The organism is Pseudomonas sp. GW821-FHT02A08 (assembly GCF_059422045.1).
In genome coordinates this window covers 129736-148476 of record NZ_JBWKWD010000001.1, presented here as the reverse complement: position 1 = coordinate 148476, position 18741 = coordinate 129736, and the positions used below count along the sequence as shown (strand labels likewise).

Here is an 18741-nt window from a genome sequence, read left to right as displayed (position 1 = left end):
GAGAGTGTTTATAAATGATTCAGCGCTGTTGGATTTGTCAAGTAGCTCGTGATAATCCCTTGAAAGTATATTGTTTGGATATAGTGCGGTTTTTATGAGTTCGCTCCTGGTGGTAGGCATAATTGATAATGCAATTTTTTTTGTTCTTCCACGCTGAGCGATTGAATCAACGAAACAAGCTCTCGTCCACGTGCATTTGTTTTTAGTGATTTCTGAAGCGCCGAAGTTTTTAGGTGTACTGGCCCGGTGTGAGAAGTAAAGGTTTTTGTCTCGAATGCGACAATATTATTCCCTTGTTCGTTTTCACGAATAAATTTGGATTTCCAGAAATTTTCTATCCTTATTCGTTCAAATTGAGAAATAACCTCGTGCATCTCACTGAACGTTATGTCTTCGAGGATTTCGCATTCCGATGAGCTAACGTTCAATGCAATCACACGACCAGATGCTGGTGCTTTGTAATTCTCAATCGTCATGGCTCGATTCCTTTTCTAATGCTTGCTGCGCCTCGGCGCAAAATAGCGGGATCTCTTCCGTGATTCGAGTGTGCGCCTTTTTTAGATCTTCACGCACTACTGCCATGCTCAGCGAGTAATAAACCTCCGTAGATTGCAAACTCACGTGCCTCATCATTATTTTTGTCGTTTCGATTGGAAGCCTCAGGTAGGAAGCACAGAAATGACCATAAAAATGTCGAGCTCCATGAGGATTTATCCCTTGGTCTGACGGCAGGAGCCCAATACGTTTTGCTGCCCTATAGAATGACTTAATTATATTTGATAGTTTTAAAGGCTGTCCGAAGTTGACGCCTTCTTTTTCGTTAACAAAATAGTAGGGGTGTGTATCCTCAACATATCTTCGAACGGTTTTCATATATCGTTTGTGGAGATGAGCAAAAAGCTTATCGACTCCGGGGACAATCCATTCGATTTCTGACTCTTTGCGTTTAGGGGCGCTGTATTCCATGCCCTTCCACCCTGAACGCAAAGGATGGGTAACCCCCAGGTTGTTGCGTGGGGCGAGTCTGTATCGCTCATTCAGAAAAAATGCCCGAGTGCCGTGACGTTTTCCTAGAAATGTATCATCCCAGTTGTAAGGAGCTTCAATAGGATCTGCTAATACTACCCTAGCGCTACCGTTGGACAATACTTGTACGTCTGTGACGAATAAGTGCAAGGGTTCGGACTCTCTCGTGGCTCCAAAGAACATCAGTATGAAAAACAATTTGTCACGGGTTGATGGTGTTGCGTTAATAAGTGCCCAAACTTTTTCGGGCGGAAAATAATCGTAGGTATGAGTGCGACTTGGCGATCTACTTCTAATTTTGAAAGATGATGCGTGAGCGATGCCTTTTCCTATAGAAGTTGCGGGTATTAAGTGGGATAGCGGATCCCATTTTTCTCTAATGGCTAATATTCTGTAATAAGTTGCACGATCCTGAAAGCTCATATCCTTGATTAACGTTTTCTCACGGGTGTTGATCGGAAAATGATTAAAGTTGTCTGCGCAAAACAAACTGAACGTGCTTATCCGCACCACGTCATTTCTAGCGGTTTTGCGCCCTACGGGAGGCCAATTAAGAAGTTCATTGCCGTGCTCGCGAGCTTCTAGAAATCTGCTCAATATCCAGCTAACGTTTTCGGTAGATAAAGGGCGCCTGTTTTCACATAGAATATAGAAGTCATAGAACAAGCCAACTCCTTGGATGGCTTGGTATAAGGCAGGAGGACTGTTTTCCTCACTAATCATTAGATCGCGCGCCCAAGCGAGACATAACAGGCTTATTTCGCCGTTTTCGAGAATAAGTATCGGAACACTGCTGCCTTTCGCCCCTTCGGCGATAGGTATCTCAATTATGGAGTGGACGGTACGACGCATAATGAGGCCCACCAGTATATTGTTTGGGGGTCATAACGGTTTAGTAATCAATCGGACGGGTGTCAAATGATAGGAAGATTTGGCGACGAGCGGTTTTAGGCTTGCAGACAATCAAGATGAGTAGTCTGCTTTCTCTGAGTAAAGCTAAATAGTTCAAGTAGTAAAGGGGTTAAAACGATGGCGAACATGAAGCCGCGCGCCGAGTTGGCCCAGTCGGCACCGATGGCCAGTACGCTGGCGATGTCGAAGGCGCTGACGATCTTGCCGCTGGCGCCGAGTTTGATCTTGTCCCGCAGGTTCAGGCCCACCAGGGTGTTGTGCACGAACAACAGGCCTTCGCGCATCGGCACTCCGATGTGGTCGGTGAACTCCACAGGCGCGGCGCCGGTGCCGCCTTCCTTGCCGTCGACGACGATGAAGTCCGGGAGGATGCCCGTCTCCAGCATGGCCTTGGCGATGCCCATGAACTCCCACGGATGGCCGAGGCAGAACTTGAAACCCACCGGTTTGCCGCCGGACAATTCACGCAGTTGAGCGATGAAATGCATCATTTCGATCGGCGTGGAAAACGCGGTGTGGCGCGACGGTGACACGCAGTCTTCGCCCATCGGGATGCCGCGGGTTTCGGCGATTTCTTTAGTGACCTTGTGCTTGGGCAGGATGCCGCCGTGGCCGGGCTTGGCGCCCTGGCTCATCTTGATTTCGATCATCCGCACCTGTGGCGTGCGGGCTTGCGTGGCGAAGCGCTCCGGGTCGAAACGACCGTCGCTGGTGCGGCAGCCGAAGTAGCCGCTGCCCAGCTCCCAGGTCAGGTCGCCACCGTTTTCCCGGTGATAGGGGCTGATGCTGCCTTCGCCGGTGTCATGGGCGAAGTTGCCGAGCCTGGCGCCCTGGTTCAGCGCGCGGATGGCGTTGGCGCTGAGGGAACCGAAACTCATGGCCGAGATATTGAACACCGACGCCGAATACGGCTGGGTGCACTGCGGGCCGCCGACCGTGACGCGGAAACTGCTCGGGTCGCTCAACGGCGCCGGGCGCATGGAGTGGCCGATGAATTCGAAACCCGACTGGTACACGTCAATCAGTGTGCCGAAGGGTTTGTCGGCGGTTTCATTCTTGGCCCGGGAATAGACCAGCGAGCGCTGGGCCCGGGAGAAGGGCAGGGCGTCGCTGTCGGATTCGAGCAGGTACTGGCGGATTTCCGGGCGGATGCCCTCGACCAGGTAGCGGATATTGCCGAGGATCGGGTAATTACGCCGCACCGCGTGTGGGCTTTGCAGCAGATCGAACAGGCCGATCAGGCTGAGGACAGCGGTGACGGCGGTAATAGGCCAGAGCCAGTCATAGTCAAGAAAAGGCAGGCTGGCGAGGGTGAATATCACGCAGGCGGCAAAGAAGGCGTAGCGGCTCAGGAGTGACAGGCTCATACGGTTTCCTTGGGTTCGGACTCAATAAATTTGGCTAAACACAAAACACTGTGGGAGCGGGCTTGCTCGCGAAGACGCAGTCATTTCCAGCATTTTTGTTGACTGACACACCGCTTTCGCGAGCAAGCCCGCTCCCACATACAAGCAAAGCGCTCCACAGGACGTTCAGGCATTTTGTGCCTGGAGAAAAATCGAAAACAGCTCGGACTGGGATTTGATCCCCAGCTTGCTGTACATGTGTTTCTTGTGGACTTTCACGGTTTCGACCGAGATTTCCAGCTTACGGGCGATTTCTTTACTGGAGTAACCGCTGAGCATCAAACGCCCGACATCCAGCTCCCGGGCTGTCAACTGCGCGCCTTTGAGTTGCTGCACCGAGGCTTCCAGCTGTACCCGCCAGTCGGCTTGCGGCGGGGTGGGGGCCAGGGCCACGACTTCGTTGATTTCATAGGGTAGACGCTGGCGTAACAATCCGAGTACCCATGGCTGGATCAACGACAGCAAGGCGATCTGCTGGCCGCCGAAGCGCTGCTTGCTGCCCAGGGACAGGCACAGTGTGCGGTCGCCTTCGAGCTGACAATTGAACTGGATTTCGTCGGCCACCACATTCAGACGAAAGTAGCGCTGGTAATACTCGGTCAGCTCGAAGTGCTCCGGGGCCACTTCCGACAAGCGATACAGCCCGGTGCGCGACTGCTCGCGGCAGGCGATGTAGAAGGGATCGAGCAGGTACAGGCCGCGCAGGTAATCCTGGAACAACTGGTCGGGGCTGCCGTCAACGCCTGGGCATTCGGCGAATACCTGCGGGTGCTGATCGGCACTGAAAAGCAGCGCCACCCAGCTGTCGAAGGGTACGTACTGGTCCAGCAGGCGTACAAGCTGGGTCCAGAAATTGGGCTTGTCCAGGGCGTCGATCAGTTGCCCCACCGAGCGGTGCCAGGCGATGTCGTCCAACGAGAGTGTCATGCATCTACCCCTATCGTGTTACCCCAGCGGCGTAATTCCCCGCCCGGTTGCTTGCTGCGCATACTGGCGCACAGACACCGACCGGGCAATCTTTCTGCCGCCCGGCCCATGACAAGGAATACCCATGAAGGTCGAACTCGCCCAATTGGCAGGCCGTGACAACGACACGGCCTACAACCTCGAACGCACCCTGGCGGCGATGGCTGCGTGCGCTGCCGAGACGCAGCTGATCCTGTTCCCCGAAGGCCACTTGATGGGCTTCCCTTCGGCCGAGTCCGTGGCCGAGGTGGCCGAGGCACTGGATGGCCCGTCCGTCAGCGCGGTGGTCGCCGCTGCCCGCCAGCGCAATATCTCCGTGGCCATCGGCATGGCCGAGAACGACAACGGCCGCTTCTACAACACCACGCTGCTGATCACCCCTGAAGGCATCGCGCTGAAGTACCGCAAGACTCACCTGTGGGCCTCGGATCGTGGTGTCTACGAGGCAGGCGATCGCTACGTCACCTGCCTGTGGAACGGCGTACGCGTGGGCCTGCTGATTTGCTACGACATCGAATTCCCCGAAAGCGCACGCGCCCTGGCGCAACTGGGAGCCGAACTGTTGATTGTCACCAACGGCAACATGGACCCGTACGGCCCGACCCACCGCACCGCGATCATGGCCCGCGCCCAGGAAAACCAGGCGTTTGCGCTGATGGTCAACCGGGTGGAAGAGGGTGACGGTGGCTTGCTGTTTGCCGGCGGCAGCGCATTGGTCGATCCGCTGGGCACCCTGTTGTTCGAAGCCGGACGCGAGGAAGGGCAGTTTGCGGTCGAACTGGACCTGAACCAGCTGACGGCGGCGCGCCAGGATTACCGCTATCTGGATGATCAGCGGCTGAGGTTGCCGGGGGAAGTGGTTGAGCGGGCCTGCGGGTTGCGCGAGCTGCTGATTCCTGCGCGCTGATCCGGGTTCTGTGTTGGCTGGACTGACGCCTTCGCGGGCAAGCCCGCTCCCACATTGGTTTTGTGAATGCCCGAGATCAAATGTGGGAGCGGGCTTGCTCGCGAAGAGGCCAGCACAAACAACACACATGCTCGACCCTTGACCGAATAACAACAACGCAACACCCGTAATTTGCGCCGAACTCGGCTCTGCCATAAATCCAATAAAATCCGGAGTAGTCGCTCATGGCTCGTTTGCAACGCACCCTGTCACTGGGGTCGGTGGTGCTGTTTGGCATCGCCTACATGACGCCGATCATTGTGCTCGGCACCTTTGGCATCCTCGCTCAATCCACCGCCGGCATGGTGCCGGCCGCGTACCTCGCGGCGCTGGTGGCGATGTTCTTCACCGCCATGAGCTACGGGCGCATGGCCTCGGCGTTTCCGGTGGCCGGCTCGGCCTACAGCTATGTGCGCAAGGCCATCAGCCCGAAACTCGGGTTCATCGCCGGTTGGGCGGTGCTGCTCGATTACCTGTTCCTGCCCATGGCGATCTGGCTGATCGGCGCGGCCTACCTCAACTCCGCTTTCCCGGCGGTGCCGCAGTGGGTTTGGGTACTGGCGTTCATCGGCATCACCAGCGCGATCAACATCGTCGGCCTGAAACTGGCCAATGGCATCAACGCCTTGCTGATGCTGGTGCAGTTCCTGGTGCTGATCGCCTTTGTCGCGCTGTGCGTGCATTACGTCGGCGGTGATGCGGGCACGCCGTTGTGGTCGATCAAGCCGTTCTTCAATGGCGACATGCAAATGCCGCTGATCATGAGCGGCGCGGCCATCGCCTGCTACTCGTTCCTGGGCTTCGACGCGGTCAGCACCCTGACCGAAGAAACCCGCGATCCGCGCCGCACCATTCCCCGGGCGATCATGCTGATCACCCTGATCGGCGGGCTGATTTTTGTCGGTGTGTCGTACTTCGTGCAGATCGCTCATCCGTCGTTCCAGTTCGACAGCGTCGACTCGGCGGCCTATGAAATTGCCCGCAACATCGGTGGCGACCTGTTCGTGTCGATCTTCCTGATCGGCCTGATCGTCGGCCAGTTCGCCTCGGGGCTGTCGGCCCAGGCCAGCGGATCTCGGCTGCTATACGCCATGGGCCGCGACGGCGTGTTGCCGAAAGGTTTTTTCGGCACCTTGCACGAACGCTTCGGCACGCCGATCAACAGCATCCTGCTGTGCGCCGTGGTGGCGTTGCTGGCACTGAAACTGGACGTCACCACCTCGACCTCGTTCATCAACTTCGGCGCATTCCTGGCCTTCAGCCTGGTCAACCTGTCGGTGATCTTCCACTACTGGATCGGAGGCGAGAAAAAAGGCCCGCGCGAATTCTTGCTGTTCCTGCTGTTCCCGTTCATCGGCCTGGCGGCGGATTTGTGGCTGATGGTCAGCCTCGATCACCTGGCGGTGTATCTGGGGTTGAGCTGGCTGGCGATCGGCGTAGTGTACCTGGCGGTGTTGACCGGCGGCTTCCGTCGGCAGCCGCCGGAGATGGACTTCCAGGAAGCGCTCTGAGACGCCATCAGGCTGCCGGTCAGGTCTGGCGTAGCGGGAGTTGTACGCGAAACGTCGTCCCGCTCCCCGGCTCGCTGCTCACCGAAATATCGCCACCGTGTTTTTTCACAATGCCATAGGACAGGGACAGGCCCAGCCCTGTCCCTTGGCCCACCGGTTTAGTGGTGAAAAACGGATCGAAGATTTTTTGCAGGGTGTCGGGCGCGATGCCTGATCCTGTATCGGCGATTTCGATCCACGCCGTCTCGCCCTCTGTCCCGGTGCGAAGGGTGATGGTGCCGCGTTCGGGGCCCATGGCCTGCGCGGCGTTGACCACGAGGTTCATGATGACCTGGTTGATTTGCGACGGCAGGCACTCGATTTCCGGTAGCGCCTGGTAGTCCTTGACCACATCGGCCTTGTACTTGAGTTCGCTGGCGACGATGTTCAGTGTCGACTCGATGCCCTGTTGTAGATTGGCCCATTGCCATTCCTGATTGTTGTCGATCCGGGAGAAGTCTTTCAGGTCCCTGACGATCTGCCCGACCCGGCTGATTCCCTCCTTCGACTCCTTGATCAACAGCGGCACGTCCTCGCGCAGATATTCAAGTTCGATCTGCTCGCGCATGTGTTCCAGTTGCAGCGCTGTCTGGCTGCCCGCCAGGACCTGTTCAGCACTGTGATAGGCGTCGAGCATGGTCAGCAATTGCTGAAAGTAACCGTCCAGGGTGCCAAGGTTGGAGGAGATGAACCCGATTGGATTGTTGATCTCATGCGCGACTCCGGCCGCCAGTTGGCCCAGCGAAGCGAGCTTTTCCGATTGCACCAACTGGCTTTCCAGTTGCTTGCGCTCGTCGATTTCCCGCTGCAAAGCCTCGCTGGCCTGCTTGAGCTGGGCGGTGCGCTGATCCACCAGGTGTTCCAGGTGATGCATCTGCAGCGAGGCCCGTTCGGTCATTTCCCATTTGGTCAGCAAGGTGTTGGCCATCTGCTGGACTTCGATGTTGTCGAACGGTTTCTTCAGGATCAGCAGCCGGTCATGGGCATTCAGACGATTGAGCAGATCGTCCCAGGAATAATCGGAATAGGCGGTGCAGACCACTACCTGTAGTTGCGGATCCTGCTGCCACAGGTGTTCGATGGTTTTTGCCCCGTCCCAGCCGTCGGGCATTCGCATATCGACAAACGCCAGCGCGTAGGGGCGTTGTTCCTGCAGCGCGCGGTTGAGTTTGCCCAGGCCTTCTTCGCCACCATAGGCCGAATCCAGTTCGAACATCGGGCGCTCGGGTTGGGCCTGTTCGCCAAACAGTGCGGCCTCCATCTCGTCGAGTTCTGCCGAGTGAGCCTGGGGCGGGGCGAGAATCTTGCGAAAGTCGTCGTGGATCGACGGCATGTCGTCGATCAACAGAATGCGACGGTTCGAGAGCTCACTCATGCGTTCTCCGTTACGGTGATCAGCGGTATCTGCAAGGTAAACAACGCGCCCAGGCCCGGGCCGTCACTGTGGGCGGTGAGGTGGCCATTCATCTCGATGGCCGCCAGCGCGCAGCTGTGCAGGCCGAAACCATGTCCTTCCTTGCGGGTGGTGAAACCGTGGGCAAAGATCCGCGTCATGTTTTCCGGGGCGATACCTTCGCCATCGTCCCTGACGCTGATTTCCAGGAAAGTGTTGTCGACGATTCGCACACCGAGGGTCATTTCCCTTGAGCGGTTGTTGAGGTCGGACATTGCGTACTTGGCATTGCTGATCAGGTTGATCAGGATCAGCAGCAAGCGGTGCTTGTCCCCCATCACCTGAGGCACCTCGCTGTATTCCTTTATCACCGTGACGTGATGCCGGGTCAGCGCGCCGGCATTCATGCGCAGGGCGTCTTCGAGCAGTTCGCCGATGTACAGCGGTTCGGTGATGCTGTTGGCCCCGGCATAGGATTGCTGGGTGGCAACGATGTCCTTGATGTGGTCGACGCTCTTGCTCATCTGCCCCAGTTCGTCGGCCATCTCCTGCTGTTCCTGGGCGATGGCGCCGACCAGTTGATTGAGATAACCGGGCAGTAGTTTGCCCTTGTCGTCCTCGGTCAGGAAATGGCCAAGGTCGTCCGGATGGCCGTTGATCAGTTGCATTGCCTTGCCCAGTCCGAGGGTCTTGCTGCTGCGAAGCTTTCGCGCAATCAGGTCGGCAGAGATGTTCACGCTATTGAGCACGTTGCCGACGTTGTGCAGCACGTTGGTGGCGATTTCGGCCATGCCGGCCTGGCGTGCGGTGGCGAGCAGTTCGCTCTGGGCATTCCTGAGCTCGCGGGTACGTTCCTCGACCCGCTGTTCGAGCACGTCGTTGGCGGTTTGCAGAGCGCTGTTGACCCGGTTGATCTCGGCGAAGCTGCGGATCAGGCGAAATGCCAGCCACATCAGCAGCAACACCAGCAGGCCGGAAAACACCAACAGGTAGAAATGGTACTTTTTGTCGACTTTCTCGGCCCGTTGCTGATCCTGGTTGAGCATGTTGGTGATGTCGTCCAGACGATCCGCCACGGGAACCGCCTCGATGTCTTCGAGCAAAGCATTGACAAGCGGCTGCTCGCGCAGGATCAGGGCGACGTGATTGCTGAGGATCCGGATCGGGGTATGAAATTCCCCAGGCAAGCGTTGTGCGTTCACCGCCAGTTTGCTCAGCCCCACCTGAATGTCGGCGGCTTTGTCGGTGGAGGTGACCTGGGCGAACTCCAGGGCACTGAGCAACAGGTCATAGGTATCGCTGGCGATGTTTTGCACTTGCAGCTTGTCGAGGTCAGGCAGGTCGGCCAGTTGCGCCTGGATGTCGTCCTCGGCGGTGGGCAGGAAGGCCAGCGAGTTGCGCAGCAAGGCGTTGTGCGACTTGAACTGCTCCACCAGGCGGGTCTTTTCCTGCATCGCCTGCAGAAAAGCCTCGTGGGCATCGTTCCATTGCCGTGAGTCGTTGCGCCCATGACCTGACTCCATGGTGTCGAAGCGCTCCCATAACCGATTCATCTCGTTCATGGGCGAAACCAGAGGGTCGTAGTTATGCGAAATCGCCACCCGGGATTTGAGGATCTCGTTTTCCCACTGCGCGTCTTGCTGTTTGATCAGGCGGATCAGATCCCGGGATTCCGAGTAGGTCACGGTCTGTTCCGAGTTGGATTTGAAGTATAGAAATATCAGGATCGAGACCAGGAGCACGGCGACGAGTCCGAGTAACAGCAGGCTGAAGCGGCGTGACAGCTTTATCATGGCTTACCCTTCCATTCGCCGGTCAGGGTCTTGAGAAACTTCACAATCAGCGCTTTGTCTTCAGCGCTCGGCATGCGCCCCAACTGATACTGGAACATGACATCCACGGCTCTTTCGAGGGTGGGCGCCGAGCCGTCGTGAAAGTAGGGGGCGGTCAGCGCGACGTTGCGCAGGCTCGGGACCTTGAACACCGAGCGGTCCGCTTCGTCACCGGTAACGTTGAACCGTCCCTGGTCGGTGGCGGTCGGGTTGCCGCGATCGGCGATGTAATCACCGAACACCCCGAACTTCTGGAACATGTTGCCACCGATGTTCACGCCCTGATGACAGGCGATGCAGCCGTAGTCCTTGAAGCGCTGATAGCCGTATTTTTCCTCCAGGGTCAGGATGTCCGTATCCCCCAGCAGGTATTGATCGAAACGGGATCCGGGCGTCAGCAGGGTGCGCTCGTAGGCGGCCAGGGCGCTCTGTATATTGGCCTTGGTCACTGCATTCGGGTACGCCGCGCTGAAGCCTGCGCGGTAGTCTGCATCCTCGTTGATCCGCTGGATGATGGTGTTCCAGTCGCTGCCCATTTCGTGGGGACTGGTAATGACGACGTTGCTTTGCGCCTCGAGCGTTTCGACGCGGCCGTCCCAGAATTGACGAAAGTTGAGGCTGGCGTTGAACACCGTCGGCGTGTTGATCGATACCGGTTGTCCATCGAAGCCGAGGGAAAGTGCGCGGGTGTCAGCTCCGCTCTTGTCCAGTTGATGACAACTGGCGCAGGACAGGGTGTTGTTGACCGACAGGCGCGGATCACTGAAGAGCCTGCGACCGAGTTCGACCTGAGCGGGGTTCTGTTTCGGTATCTCGGGCAAAGGTTTAAGCGGTTCGTCCAGCGGCGCGGCACCGGCGATTGCACTGAGCCCGTAAAGCAGGATCGCAAGGGAGTGGGGGACAAGGGACATGGGCCATCGTCTCGCTGATTTACCTGCGGACTGTCGTTTCTGCCTGTTCATGAGTCGTCTCGCCGTTCTGCCCAGCCTACGGCTAGCAGCTGCGCAAACGCGTCTGCCGGCAGGGCTTTGCTAAAGTAGTAACCTTGGCCTTCCTCACATTGATGGGCCTTGAGAAACGCCAGTTGCTCCTCGGTCTCGACGCCTTCGGCGATGACATTCAGATCGAGGCTCCTGCCCAGACTGATGATCGCGCTGACCAGGGCGGCATCGTTGGTGTCATTGCTCAAGCCACGAATGAACGACTGATCGATTTTCAGCACATCGATGGGGAACCGGCGTAGATAGCTCAAGCTGGAATAACCGGTGCCGAAGTCATCGATGGCCAGCCGCACTCCCAGCGTCTTCAGCCGGTTCAGCGCGGTCATGGTCGCCTCGACGTTCTGCATCAGTACACTTTCGGTGATCTCCAGTTCCAGCAGGCAGGGGGGCATTCCCGTCTGTTCGAGTATCTGTTTGACGCCTTCGACGAAATCACGTTGACGAAAGTCGATGGCCGATGTGTTGACTGACATGCGGATCGCCGGCAGTCCGGCCGCTTGCCAGAGTCGTGTCTGGCGACAGGCTTGGGCCAATACCCACTTGCTCAGTGGCACGATCAGGCCGCTGTCTTCGGCCACGGGGATGAATTCGCAAGGGTAGACCCAGCCATTTCCGGTTTTTTGCCAGCGCACCAGCGCCTCGGCACCGACCACCCGTCCGCTGAGCAGCTCGATTTTCGGTTGGTAGTGCAGGACGAATTCGTGCCTTTGCAAGGCCTGACGAATACCCGATTCAATACTCTGCTGCTCCCGGGCCCGCTGGTTCATGGCTTCGATGAAGAAACCGATGTCGTTCGGACCGCTTTCCTTGATGTGGCGCATGGCGGATTCGGCTTTTTTGATCAGGTCAATGGCCTCGAACCCGTCATCGGGGTAAACGCTGATGCCCAGGCTGGCGGTGATGCTGATCTCCTGGCCGGCGATCGACTGTGGGCTGCGCACGGCACTCAGCAGTTTTTCGGCGATGCCGCGGGTCTGCTGGGGGTGGTTGATGTCGCTGAGGATCACCACGAATTCGTCGGCGCCATAGCGAAAGACCGAGTCGGACTCTCGCACGTACTTGAGCAGTTGTTGCCCGACCCGTTTGAGCATTTCGTCCCCGGCCGGGTGGCCCAGAGCGTTGTTGATGCGCTTGAACCGGTCGAGCCCGAGAAACATCACCACCAGATGCTTGTCATGGCGTCGGCAAGTGGCCAGCGACTGGCTCAGGCGATCACCCAGCAATGTGCTGTTGGGCAACCCTGTAAGGGCGTCGTACTGCAGCAAGTGCGATACCTTGAGCAGTTCGTGTACCCGCGCCTCGATGGTCTGCTCAAGGCTCAACAACTTCAGCGCCGCGTCCTGTGCCAGCTGCCATTTCCAGGTCAGGGCATTGGCCATCTGGCGGATTTCCAGGGTATCGAAAGGTTTTTTCAGAATCAGCAACTGGTCACCGAACTCCAGTCGTTCGGCCATGGCTTCCCAGCTGTAGTCGGTATAGGCGGTGCACAAGGCAATTTGCAGGTTCGGGTCGGCATTCCACAGGTGTTCAATGGTTTCCAGGCCGTCCCAGCCGGGCGGCATACGCATGTCGATAAATACCAGGGCATAGGGGCGGCTATCGGCCAATGCACGTTCGACCAGCTCCAGGGCTTCCTTGCCCTGAAAGGCGGAGTCGATCTGGAAGGTGAGACGCAGTGACTGCCGAGTCTCGAACAGTGAGTGTTCGAGACTGTCCAGATCCACCTCGTCGCTGGTGCTCGGGGTGAGGATCTTGCGAAAATCGGCATGGATCGCCGGTGCATCGTCGATGATGAGAATGCGTCGGTTGGTCTGGGGGGAAAGTGTTTTCATCCCTCATCCTCCCTGGGGGACGGAGGAGCGATGCTCCCGTCCTTGAGCAATCGGGCCGCTTGTTCAGGATTCACGGCCTCGCTGAAGTAGAGGCCTTGTGCGCTTGATAGCGGGGCGGCTGACTCTGGCGTTTGGGGCCGGTCCGACGGCTGGACGCCTTCGGTAATGATGCCGATACCCAGGTCCCGGGCGAAGTTGACGATTGCCCGCAGGCTGTTGGCGCCAGCCGCATCCTGGGTCGCGCCGTCGATAAAGGATTGGTTGAGCTTCAGGTGATTGACCCGGTAGGTTTTCAGGTAATCGAATGATGAATATTCGGTACCGAAATCATCGATGGCGATCTTTACCCCCAGCTCCCGCAGCCGTGGCAGTACATCGTTTTGGGTCCACTTGGTTTGCGCCAGAGTCGCTTCGGTCACGTCGAAACGCAGGTCCCAGGGGGCGAGTTCCCATCTCGCAGTGGTGCGCAGCACGTCGTAAATGAGTTCCGGACCACTTTTTAGCTGCGCCAGGGACAGTTTGATCGCCATCACGGGAGGCGCCATTCCCTCGTTGCGCCACAGGCTCATCTGCCGGCAGGCCTGGTTCAGCACCCAGCGTCCGAGAGGGATGATGGCACCGGTCTTTTCCGCTGCGGGCACGAAAGCCGACGCCTGCAGTTCGCCGCGTTGGGGATGGCACCAGCGCACTTGCGCTTCCATGCCCAGGATCCTGCCGCTGTGCATATCCACTTCCGGAACGTAATGCAGAGCCAGTTCATCGCGCTCGATGGCCGTCATCAAGTCATTGGCGATGGTCATGCGCTCGGCCACCTCCTGAGTGATCTCCTGCGAGTGGAAGTGATATTGGTTGCGGCCCATTTCCTTGGAACGGTACAGCGCCATGTCCGCCTGGCTCAGCAGGCTGTCGGCGTCGAGGCAGGCGACGCCATAGCTGCTGATGCCGATGCTGACTGAAATATGCAGGGCATTGCCGGCGAGGTTGTACGGCGTCAGCAGCGCATCGCGGATATTGGCTGCCATGGCGGCGGACTGGGTCGGGTCGCTGACATCCAGTTGCAGGATCGCGAACTCGTCCCCGCCCAGGCGTGCCACCACATCGTTTTCCCGCACGCCGGATTTGATGCGCCGGGCCACTTCCTGTAACAGCAGATCACCCACCGGGTGGCCGAGGGTGTCGTTGATCCGCTTGAAGTGATCCAGGTCCAGATAAAATACCGCGAATGCCTCTGCGCCGCGACGTGCGGCAGCAAAGGCCTGATGCAGGCGTTCGATCAGGGTGGCGCGGTTGGCCAGGCCGGTGAGCCCGTCCGTGCGGGCGAGCAGGGCCATTTTTTCTTCGGCCACCCGGCGTTCGGTAATGTCGAGAATGATCCCCTCGACTTCCAGCAGGCGACCGTCATGGTCGCGTACGGGAATGTAGCGGTTCTCCACCCAGCGCCATGCGCCCTGGCCGGTGCGCAGGCGAAATTCAATCGAGGCGCCCAGCGCATGGCGGTCCAGCACCCGGGCCATGGCCGCATCGACACTGGCCTGGTCTTCCGGGTGGATCAACTGCTGAGCCCAGTTGGCCGAGCTCACCAGATCGGCGGCGACGTGCCCGTAGCGGGTGATGTTATGGGAAATGTACATCAGCGGAAACGACGGCTCGCCACGCAACCGGTAAAGGATGGTCGGGCTGTTCTGCACGATGATATTGGCGTCGGACAGTTCCCGGGTACGTTCCTGGACCGCTTGTTCCAGCAGGTTCATCTTGAGCGCGGCATCTTCGGTCATCTGCCATTTGACCGTGAGTGCGCTGGCCATCTGGCGTATCTCGATGGCGTCGAAGGGTTTCTTCAGAATCAGCAGGCGGTCGTTGAGCGCCAGCCGTTGGTCGATGTCCTCCCAGGAGTAGTCGGAGTAGGCGGTGCACAGCGCCACCTGCAGTTTGGGATCGACCTGCCATAACCGTTCGATGGTCTCCAGGCCATCCCAGCCAGGCGGCATGCGCATGTCGATGAAAGCCATGGCGTAGGGGCGATCGTTCGCCAGGGCGGCTTCGAGTTTGTCCAGGGCTTCGCGGCCCTGGAACGCCGAGTCCAGTTCAAAGTGTTGGGTCTGCGTGGGGGACTGGGTGCCGAACAGGAGGTTTTCGGTTTGTCCCAGGCTGTCGTCCTCGGCAATGCCGGGGCTTAGAATTTTGGCGAAATCGGCATGAATCGACGCGGTGTCGTCGACAATGAGTATGCGGCGATTGATTTGCGGCGGCCGGATATTCATTGATCGGCACCCGCCGGGGTACACGCGTTCAACATCGGGAGCATCCTTTTCCCCTCCACACGTCTGCGCACAGGCCGGTTGTATCGTCCAGTGTGCTGAGCATAGTTGCCAGTCCGTCATTTTGCCTGTCGGGTTCAAGCGGTGATTTGCGTCCATGGCGGAAAAATCATCTAGCCTGTCACTCAAGCAAGGGCAAGAAAGGACGTAGGCCCGTGCCAACTGACACATTCACGGTTCACCTGAGGCCATGCCATGGAAGAGCAGTCTGCCCCGACTTTGCCCCGTCGACCCAAGGTGTTGCTGGTCGATGACGAGGAATCGATCCTCAGCAGTTTGCGCCGCCTGTTGCGCGGCCAACCCTACGATGTGCTGCTGGCCGGCAGTGGCGCGCAGGCGCTGGAAATCATGGCGCAGCAGCCGGTAGATCTGGTGATGAGCGATGCACGCATGCCCAATATGGACGGTGCCACATTGCTGGCGCATGTCCATCAGCTCTATCCGCAGACCACGCGGATCATGCTGACCGGGCACGTCGACCCGTCGGCGATCATCAAGGCCATCAACGAGGGGCAGATTCACCGCTACATCAGCAAACCCTGGAATGACGACGAACTGCTCCTGACCCTGCGCCAGGCCCTGGACCACCAGCATTCGGAGCGTGAGCGCCAGCGCCTGGAACAATTGACCCGTGTGCAGAACGACCAACTCAAGTTGCTCAACAGCACGCTGGAAAAACACGTCGCCGCCCGCACCGCCGAATTGCAGCAGACCGCCGACATGCTCGACCTGGCTTACGAGGAGCTCAAGCACAGCTATGTCACCGGCACTGAAGTGTTCTCGCTGCTGGCCAACCTGCGCCTGCCACCGGCCAAGCAGACCAATCGGCAGGTCATCGAACTGGTGCGCGGCTACTGCATGGAACACGGGCTGGACGAAGCCGCCAACCGCGACCTGACCATGGCGGCCGCTCTGTACAACATCGGCAAGCTGAGCTGGTCCGACAGCATGATGGTCACCCCTTCGGATCTGCTCAGGCACACTGACTGCGACCGCTATCGTGGTTATCCGAAGCAGAGCGAATCGCTGCTGATGTCCCTGGACCCGATGAAGGATGCGGCGCGGTTGATCCTGCACCATCAGGAACGCTGGGACGGCAGCGGCTTCCCCGACCGGCTCAAGGGCAACGCCATTCCGTTCGGCTCGCGATTGCTGAAGCTGGCGGTCGATTTCGTCGAGTTGCAGCGAGGATTGATTCTCGAACGACAGATGAACAGCGACGAAGCGCTGCTCTACCTGCGCCAGTACGCCGGACGGCTTTACGATCCTGACCTGCTCGAAGATTTCATAAAGGTATGCATCACATTCCTGAGCGATATCACCTTGGCCGACCCGCAGGTCAAGGTCCTGACCACCCGGGAACTGACGGCCGGGATGGTGCTGGCGCGCAATCTCAACGCCGATAACGGCATGCTCCTGCTCAATGCCGGCAAGGTGTTGAGCGACCCGCTGGTGGAAAAACTGATCGCCTTCGAAGCGATGGAAAGCGGCAAGTACAGGATTTTCGTGAAGGTCCCGCAGGATACGCCGCAGGTGCTTCAAGCCAAGGCATGACGACGGACGGTCGGACATGGGATCCTTGTGATTTCCATCAGGGTCCATGGCCGACACATGACATCTGCATCCGCTGTTTCACCGCGCATTATCCATATCGCCGCCGCCCTGTTGATCGGCCCTGACGGCCGCACGTTGCTGGTGCGCAAGCGCGGCACCACGGCGTTCATGCAGCCGGGCGGCAAGATCGAGGCCCATGAGTTGCCGGTTCATGCGCTGGCCCGGGAGTTGGAAGAAGAGCTGGGGCTGGAGATCGATCCGGCGCAGGCCGTCTACCTCGGTCACTTCTCGGCTCCGGCCGCCAACGAGCCGGGCTTTGTCGTACACGCCGAGATTTTTCAGCTGCACATCGATGTCGACGTGACGCCCGCGGCAGAGATCGAAGAAGTGATCTGGATCGACCCGGCCACCGACGGCGGTGTCAGCCTGGCGCCATTGACACGGGACCTGATCCTGCCGTTTTATCGAGCATCGCTGACCGCGATCGCCTGATCATCACGCAAAGGACTTCGCCCATGATCCCGCTTCAAGACCTGCTTGTTTTTGCTGCTGCCGCGTTGCTGATGGTACTGACGCCGGGGCCGAACATGATCTACCTTATCTCCCGTTCGATCTGCCAGGGTCGCAAGGCCGGGGTGATTTCGTTGCTTGGGGTGGTTGCTGGATTCTTCGTGCACCTGTTTGCCGCCGCCGCCGGTTTGACCGCGGTGTTCCTGGCGGTGCCGATGGCCTATGAGGTGTTGAAGTGGGCCGGTGCGTTGTACCTGTTGTGGCTGGCCTGGCAGGCGGTCAAGCCCGGTGCGCGCTCGCCGTTCGAGGCGCAGCAGTTGCCCCCGGATTCGTCGCGCAAGCTGATCACCATGGGCTTTTTGACCAGCGCCCTGAACCCGAAAATCGCGGTGTTCTATCTGTCGGTGTTTCCGCAGTTCATCACACCGGAGCACGGTTCGGTGTTCAGCCAGAGCATCATCCTCGGCCTGACCCAGATCAGCGTGAGTTTCTGCGTCAACCTGTTGATCGCCATGTTTGCCGCGGGCATCGCCTCGTGGTTCGTCAACAACCCGACCTGGCTGGCGATGCAGCGCTATTTCATGGGCTTCGTATTGTCGGCGCTGGCGCTGCGGCTGATGCTTGAGCAAAAACGGATGGTTTGAGCATGTGGATCGAACGACTGGATGCCAGCCATGCCCTGGACTACCGGGCGCTGATGCTCGAAGCCTACGATCTGCATCCGCAGGCCTTCACCTCGAGCGTGCGCGAGCGGGCGGCGATGCCGCTGGGCTGGTGGGAGTCGCGCCTGACCGGCAAGCTGGACGTGGTGCTCGGAGCGTTCGAAGAAGGGCGCTTGGCCGGCATCGTCGGCCTCGCGTTCGAGCCTCGGGAAAAGGCCCGGCACAAGGTGACGCTGTTTGGCATGTATGTATCACCGACGGTCCGCCAGCGCGGGCTCGGTTATCAACTGGTCCGGGCTGCACTGGCCGAGGCGCAGAGCCATGGGGGTTTGCGCCTGATCCAGTTGACCGTCACCGCCGGCAACGATGCCGCGTTCAACCTCTACCAGCGCTGCGGTTTCGTCCAGTTCGGGCTGGAACCGATGGCCGTGCGGGTGGGGGAAGATTACTTCGACAAGATCCACATGTGGCGCGAGCTCTGAAGTCACCGCAGATCCCCTGTGGGAGCGGGCTTGCTCGCGAAAGCGGCATAACATTCAAGATTGATGTTGCCTGACACACCGCTTTCGCGAGCAAGCCCGCTCCCACATTTGATCGGTGTTGATCAAGCAACCTTTATCGAACCGCGCTAACCCCATCCAGCGTCGAAAACGACGTGTCCTTGGCCGTCAGCAAGAAGTCGCGCATGTACGGCGCATCGAGCATGTCGGCGCGGATCGCCGCATACAGCGTGGCGAACAAACCTTTCTCACCCAGCCGCGTTCAACCTCTACCAGCGCTGCGGTTTCGTCCAGTTCGGGCTGGAACCGATGGCCGTGCGGGTGGGGGAAGAT

Annotated in this window: 13 protein-coding genes and 6 pseudogenes; 7 read left to right on the top strand and 12 right to left on the bottom strand. The window is 58.7% G+C overall.

The genetic code is table 11. The annotated features are described in order from the left end of the window. Window positions 1-92: 92 nt before the first annotated feature. The 4 genes and pseudogenes from AC07W4_RS00660 to AC07W4_RS00645 all read right to left on the bottom strand — a co-directional run bounded on the left by AC07W4_RS00660 (window position 93) and on the right by AC07W4_RS00645 (window position 4271). A complete protein-coding gene (locus AC07W4_RS00660) occupies window positions 93-476 on the bottom strand; it encodes a hypothetical protein (protein WP_495031142.1) in 384 nt (127 codons plus the stop codon). Further along, window positions 466-1878, bottom strand: coding sequence for a hypothetical protein (locus AC07W4_RS00655; protein ID WP_495031141.1), 1413 nt, complete (start codon window positions 1876-1878; stop codon window positions 466-468). The genes AC07W4_RS00660 and AC07W4_RS00655 overlap by 11 nt, the downstream gene beginning before the upstream one ends. Window positions 1879-2054: 176 nt before the next feature. Continuing rightward, window positions 2055-3305, bottom strand: a pseudogene (locus AC07W4_RS00650) (FMN-binding glutamate synthase family protein); the annotation flags it as partial. Window positions 3306-3470: 165 nt separating this feature from the next. Then, window positions 3471-4271 carry a helix-turn-helix transcriptional regulator gene (locus tag AC07W4_RS00645; RefSeq protein WP_495031140.1) on the bottom strand — a complete coding sequence of 267 codons (801 nt, stop codon included), beginning with the start codon at window positions 4269-4271 and terminating at the stop codon, window positions 3471-3473. 124 nt (window positions 4272-4395) lie between these two features. Between AC07W4_RS00645 and AC07W4_RS00640 the strand changes: the two genes are divergently transcribed. Beyond that, entirely contained in the window at window positions 4396-5217 is an 822-nt protein-coding gene (locus AC07W4_RS00640; RefSeq protein ID WP_495031139.1) for a carbon-nitrogen hydrolase family protein, read from the top strand. Between the two features lie 224 nt (window positions 5218-5441). Then, complete coding sequence (locus AC07W4_RS00635; RefSeq protein WP_495031138.1) at window positions 5442-6767, top strand: APC family permease; 1326 nt, start codon at window positions 5442-5444, stop codon at window positions 6765-6767. Between the two features lie 19 nt (window positions 6768-6786). On the opposite strand, the pseudogene AC07W4_RS00630 reads toward AC07W4_RS00635, so the two are convergent. The 7 genes and pseudogenes from AC07W4_RS00630 to AC07W4_RS00600 all read right to left on the bottom strand — a co-directional run. Then, window positions 6787-7104: pseudogene (locus tag AC07W4_RS00630) on the bottom strand (sensor histidine kinase); the annotation flags it as partial. 396 nt (window positions 7105-7500) lie between these two features. After that, window positions 7501-7587: pseudogene (locus AC07W4_RS00625) on the bottom strand (hypothetical protein); the annotation flags it as partial. Window positions 7588-7791: 204 nt separating this feature from the next. After that, window positions 7792-8022, bottom strand: a pseudogene (locus tag AC07W4_RS00620) (response regulator); the annotation flags it as partial. A 155-nt stretch (window positions 8023-8177) separates the two neighbouring features. After that, window positions 8178-9992: a DAHL domain-containing sensor histidine kinase gene (locus tag AC07W4_RS00615; RefSeq protein WP_495031137.1), complete on the bottom strand. Its 1815-nt coding sequence runs from the start codon at window positions 9990-9992 to the stop codon at window positions 8178-8180. Then, entirely contained in the window at window positions 9989-10942 is a 954-nt protein-coding gene (locus tag AC07W4_RS00610) for a cytochrome-c peroxidase (protein ID WP_495031136.1), read from the bottom strand. Before AC07W4_RS00610 ends, AC07W4_RS00615 begins: the two co-directional genes overlap by 4 nt. Before the next feature lie 47 nt (window positions 10943-10989). After that, the gene (locus tag AC07W4_RS00605; RefSeq protein ID WP_495031135.1) at window positions 10990-12864 is read right to left on the bottom strand and encodes a putative bifunctional diguanylate cyclase/phosphodiesterase; all 1875 of its coding nucleotides are present in this window, start codon (window positions 12862-12864) and stop codon (window positions 10990-10992) included. Further along, the gene (locus tag AC07W4_RS00600) at window positions 12861-15125 is read right to left on the bottom strand and encodes a GGDEF/EAL domain-containing response regulator (RefSeq protein ID WP_495031134.1); all 2265 of its coding nucleotides are present in this window, start codon (window positions 15123-15125) and stop codon (window positions 12861-12863) included. Before AC07W4_RS00600 ends, AC07W4_RS00605 begins: the two co-directional genes overlap by 4 nt. 252 nt (window positions 15126-15377) lie before the next feature. On the opposite strand from AC07W4_RS00600, the gene nosR reads away from it, so the two are divergent. The 4 genes from nosR to AC07W4_RS00580 are packed head-to-tail and all read left to right on the top strand — an operon-like array spanning window position 15378 to window position 18390. Continuing rightward, entirely contained in the window at window positions 15378-16736 is a 1359-nt protein-coding gene (gene nosR, locus AC07W4_RS00595; protein WP_495031133.1) for a response regulator c-di-GMP phosphodiesterase, NosR family, read from the top strand. Between the two features lie 57 nt (window positions 16737-16793). Further along, window positions 16794-17228 (top strand): NUDIX hydrolase, encoded by a 435-nt coding sequence (locus AC07W4_RS00590; protein WP_008046859.1) that lies wholly within the window; start codon window positions 16794-16796, stop codon window positions 17226-17228. Between the two features lie 23 nt (window positions 17229-17251). Then, window positions 17252-17890, top strand: coding sequence for a LysE family translocator (locus tag AC07W4_RS00585; protein WP_495031132.1), 639 nt, complete (start codon window positions 17252-17254; stop codon window positions 17888-17890). Between the two features lie 2 nt (window positions 17891-17892). Continuing rightward, window positions 17893-18390 (top strand): GNAT family N-acetyltransferase, encoded by a 498-nt coding sequence (locus AC07W4_RS00580; RefSeq protein WP_495031131.1) that lies wholly within the window; start codon window positions 17893-17895, stop codon window positions 18388-18390. A 133-nt stretch (window positions 18391-18523) separates the two neighbouring features. On the opposite strand, the pseudogene AC07W4_RS00575 reads toward AC07W4_RS00580, so the two are convergent. Next, a pseudogene (locus AC07W4_RS00575) lies at window positions 18524-18667 on the bottom strand (LysR family transcriptional regulator); the annotation flags it as partial. Between AC07W4_RS00575 and AC07W4_RS00570 the strand changes: the two are divergent. Further along, window positions 18664-18741 (top strand): annotated as a pseudogene (locus AC07W4_RS00570) (GNAT family N-acetyltransferase); the annotation flags it as partial. The pseudogenes AC07W4_RS00575 and AC07W4_RS00570 overlap by 4 nt on opposite strands.

Excerpts from the sequence above, each read along its gene's own strand:
- AC07W4_RS00660 (WP_495031142.1), bottom strand. The coding sequence starts at position 476 with ATGACGATTGAGAATTACAAAGCACCAGCATCTGGTCGTGTGATTGCA.
- AC07W4_RS00655 (WP_495031141.1), bottom strand. The coding sequence starts at position 1,878 with ATGCGTCGTACCGTCCACTCCATAATTGAGATACCTATCGCCGAAGGG.
- AC07W4_RS00645 (WP_495031140.1), bottom strand. The coding sequence starts at position 4,271 with ATGACACTCTCGTTGGACGACATCGCCTGGCACCGCTCGGTGGGGCAA.
- AC07W4_RS00640 (WP_495031139.1), top strand. The coding sequence starts at position 4,396 with ATGAAGGTCGAACTCGCCCAATTGGCAGGCCGTGACAACGACACGGCC.
- AC07W4_RS00635 (WP_495031138.1), top strand. The coding sequence starts at position 5,442 with ATGGCTCGTTTGCAACGCACCCTGTCACTGGGGTCGGTGGTGCTGTTT.
- AC07W4_RS00615 (WP_495031137.1), bottom strand. The coding sequence starts at position 9,992 with ATGATAAAGCTGTCACGCCGCTTCAGCCTGCTGTTACTCGGACTCGTC.
- AC07W4_RS00610 (WP_495031136.1), bottom strand. The coding sequence starts at position 10,942 with ATGTCCCTTGTCCCCCACTCCCTTGCGATCCTGCTTTACGGGCTCAGT.
- AC07W4_RS00605 (WP_495031135.1), bottom strand. The coding sequence starts at position 12,864 with ATGAAAACACTTTCCCCCCAGACCAACCGACGCATTCTCATCATCGAC.
- AC07W4_RS00600 (WP_495031134.1), bottom strand. The coding sequence starts at position 15,125 with ATGAATATCCGGCCGCCGCAAATCAATCGCCGCATACTCATTGTCGAC.
- nosR (WP_495031133.1), top strand. The coding sequence starts at position 15,378 with ATGGAAGAGCAGTCTGCCCCGACTTTGCCCCGTCGACCCAAGGTGTTG.
- AC07W4_RS00590 (WP_008046859.1), top strand. The coding sequence starts at position 16,794 with ATGACATCTGCATCCGCTGTTTCACCGCGCATTATCCATATCGCCGCC.
- AC07W4_RS00585 (WP_495031132.1), top strand. The coding sequence starts at position 17,252 with ATGATCCCGCTTCAAGACCTGCTTGTTTTTGCTGCTGCCGCGTTGCTG.
- AC07W4_RS00580 (WP_495031131.1), top strand. The coding sequence starts at position 17,893 with ATGTGGATCGAACGACTGGATGCCAGCCATGCCCTGGACTACCGGGCG.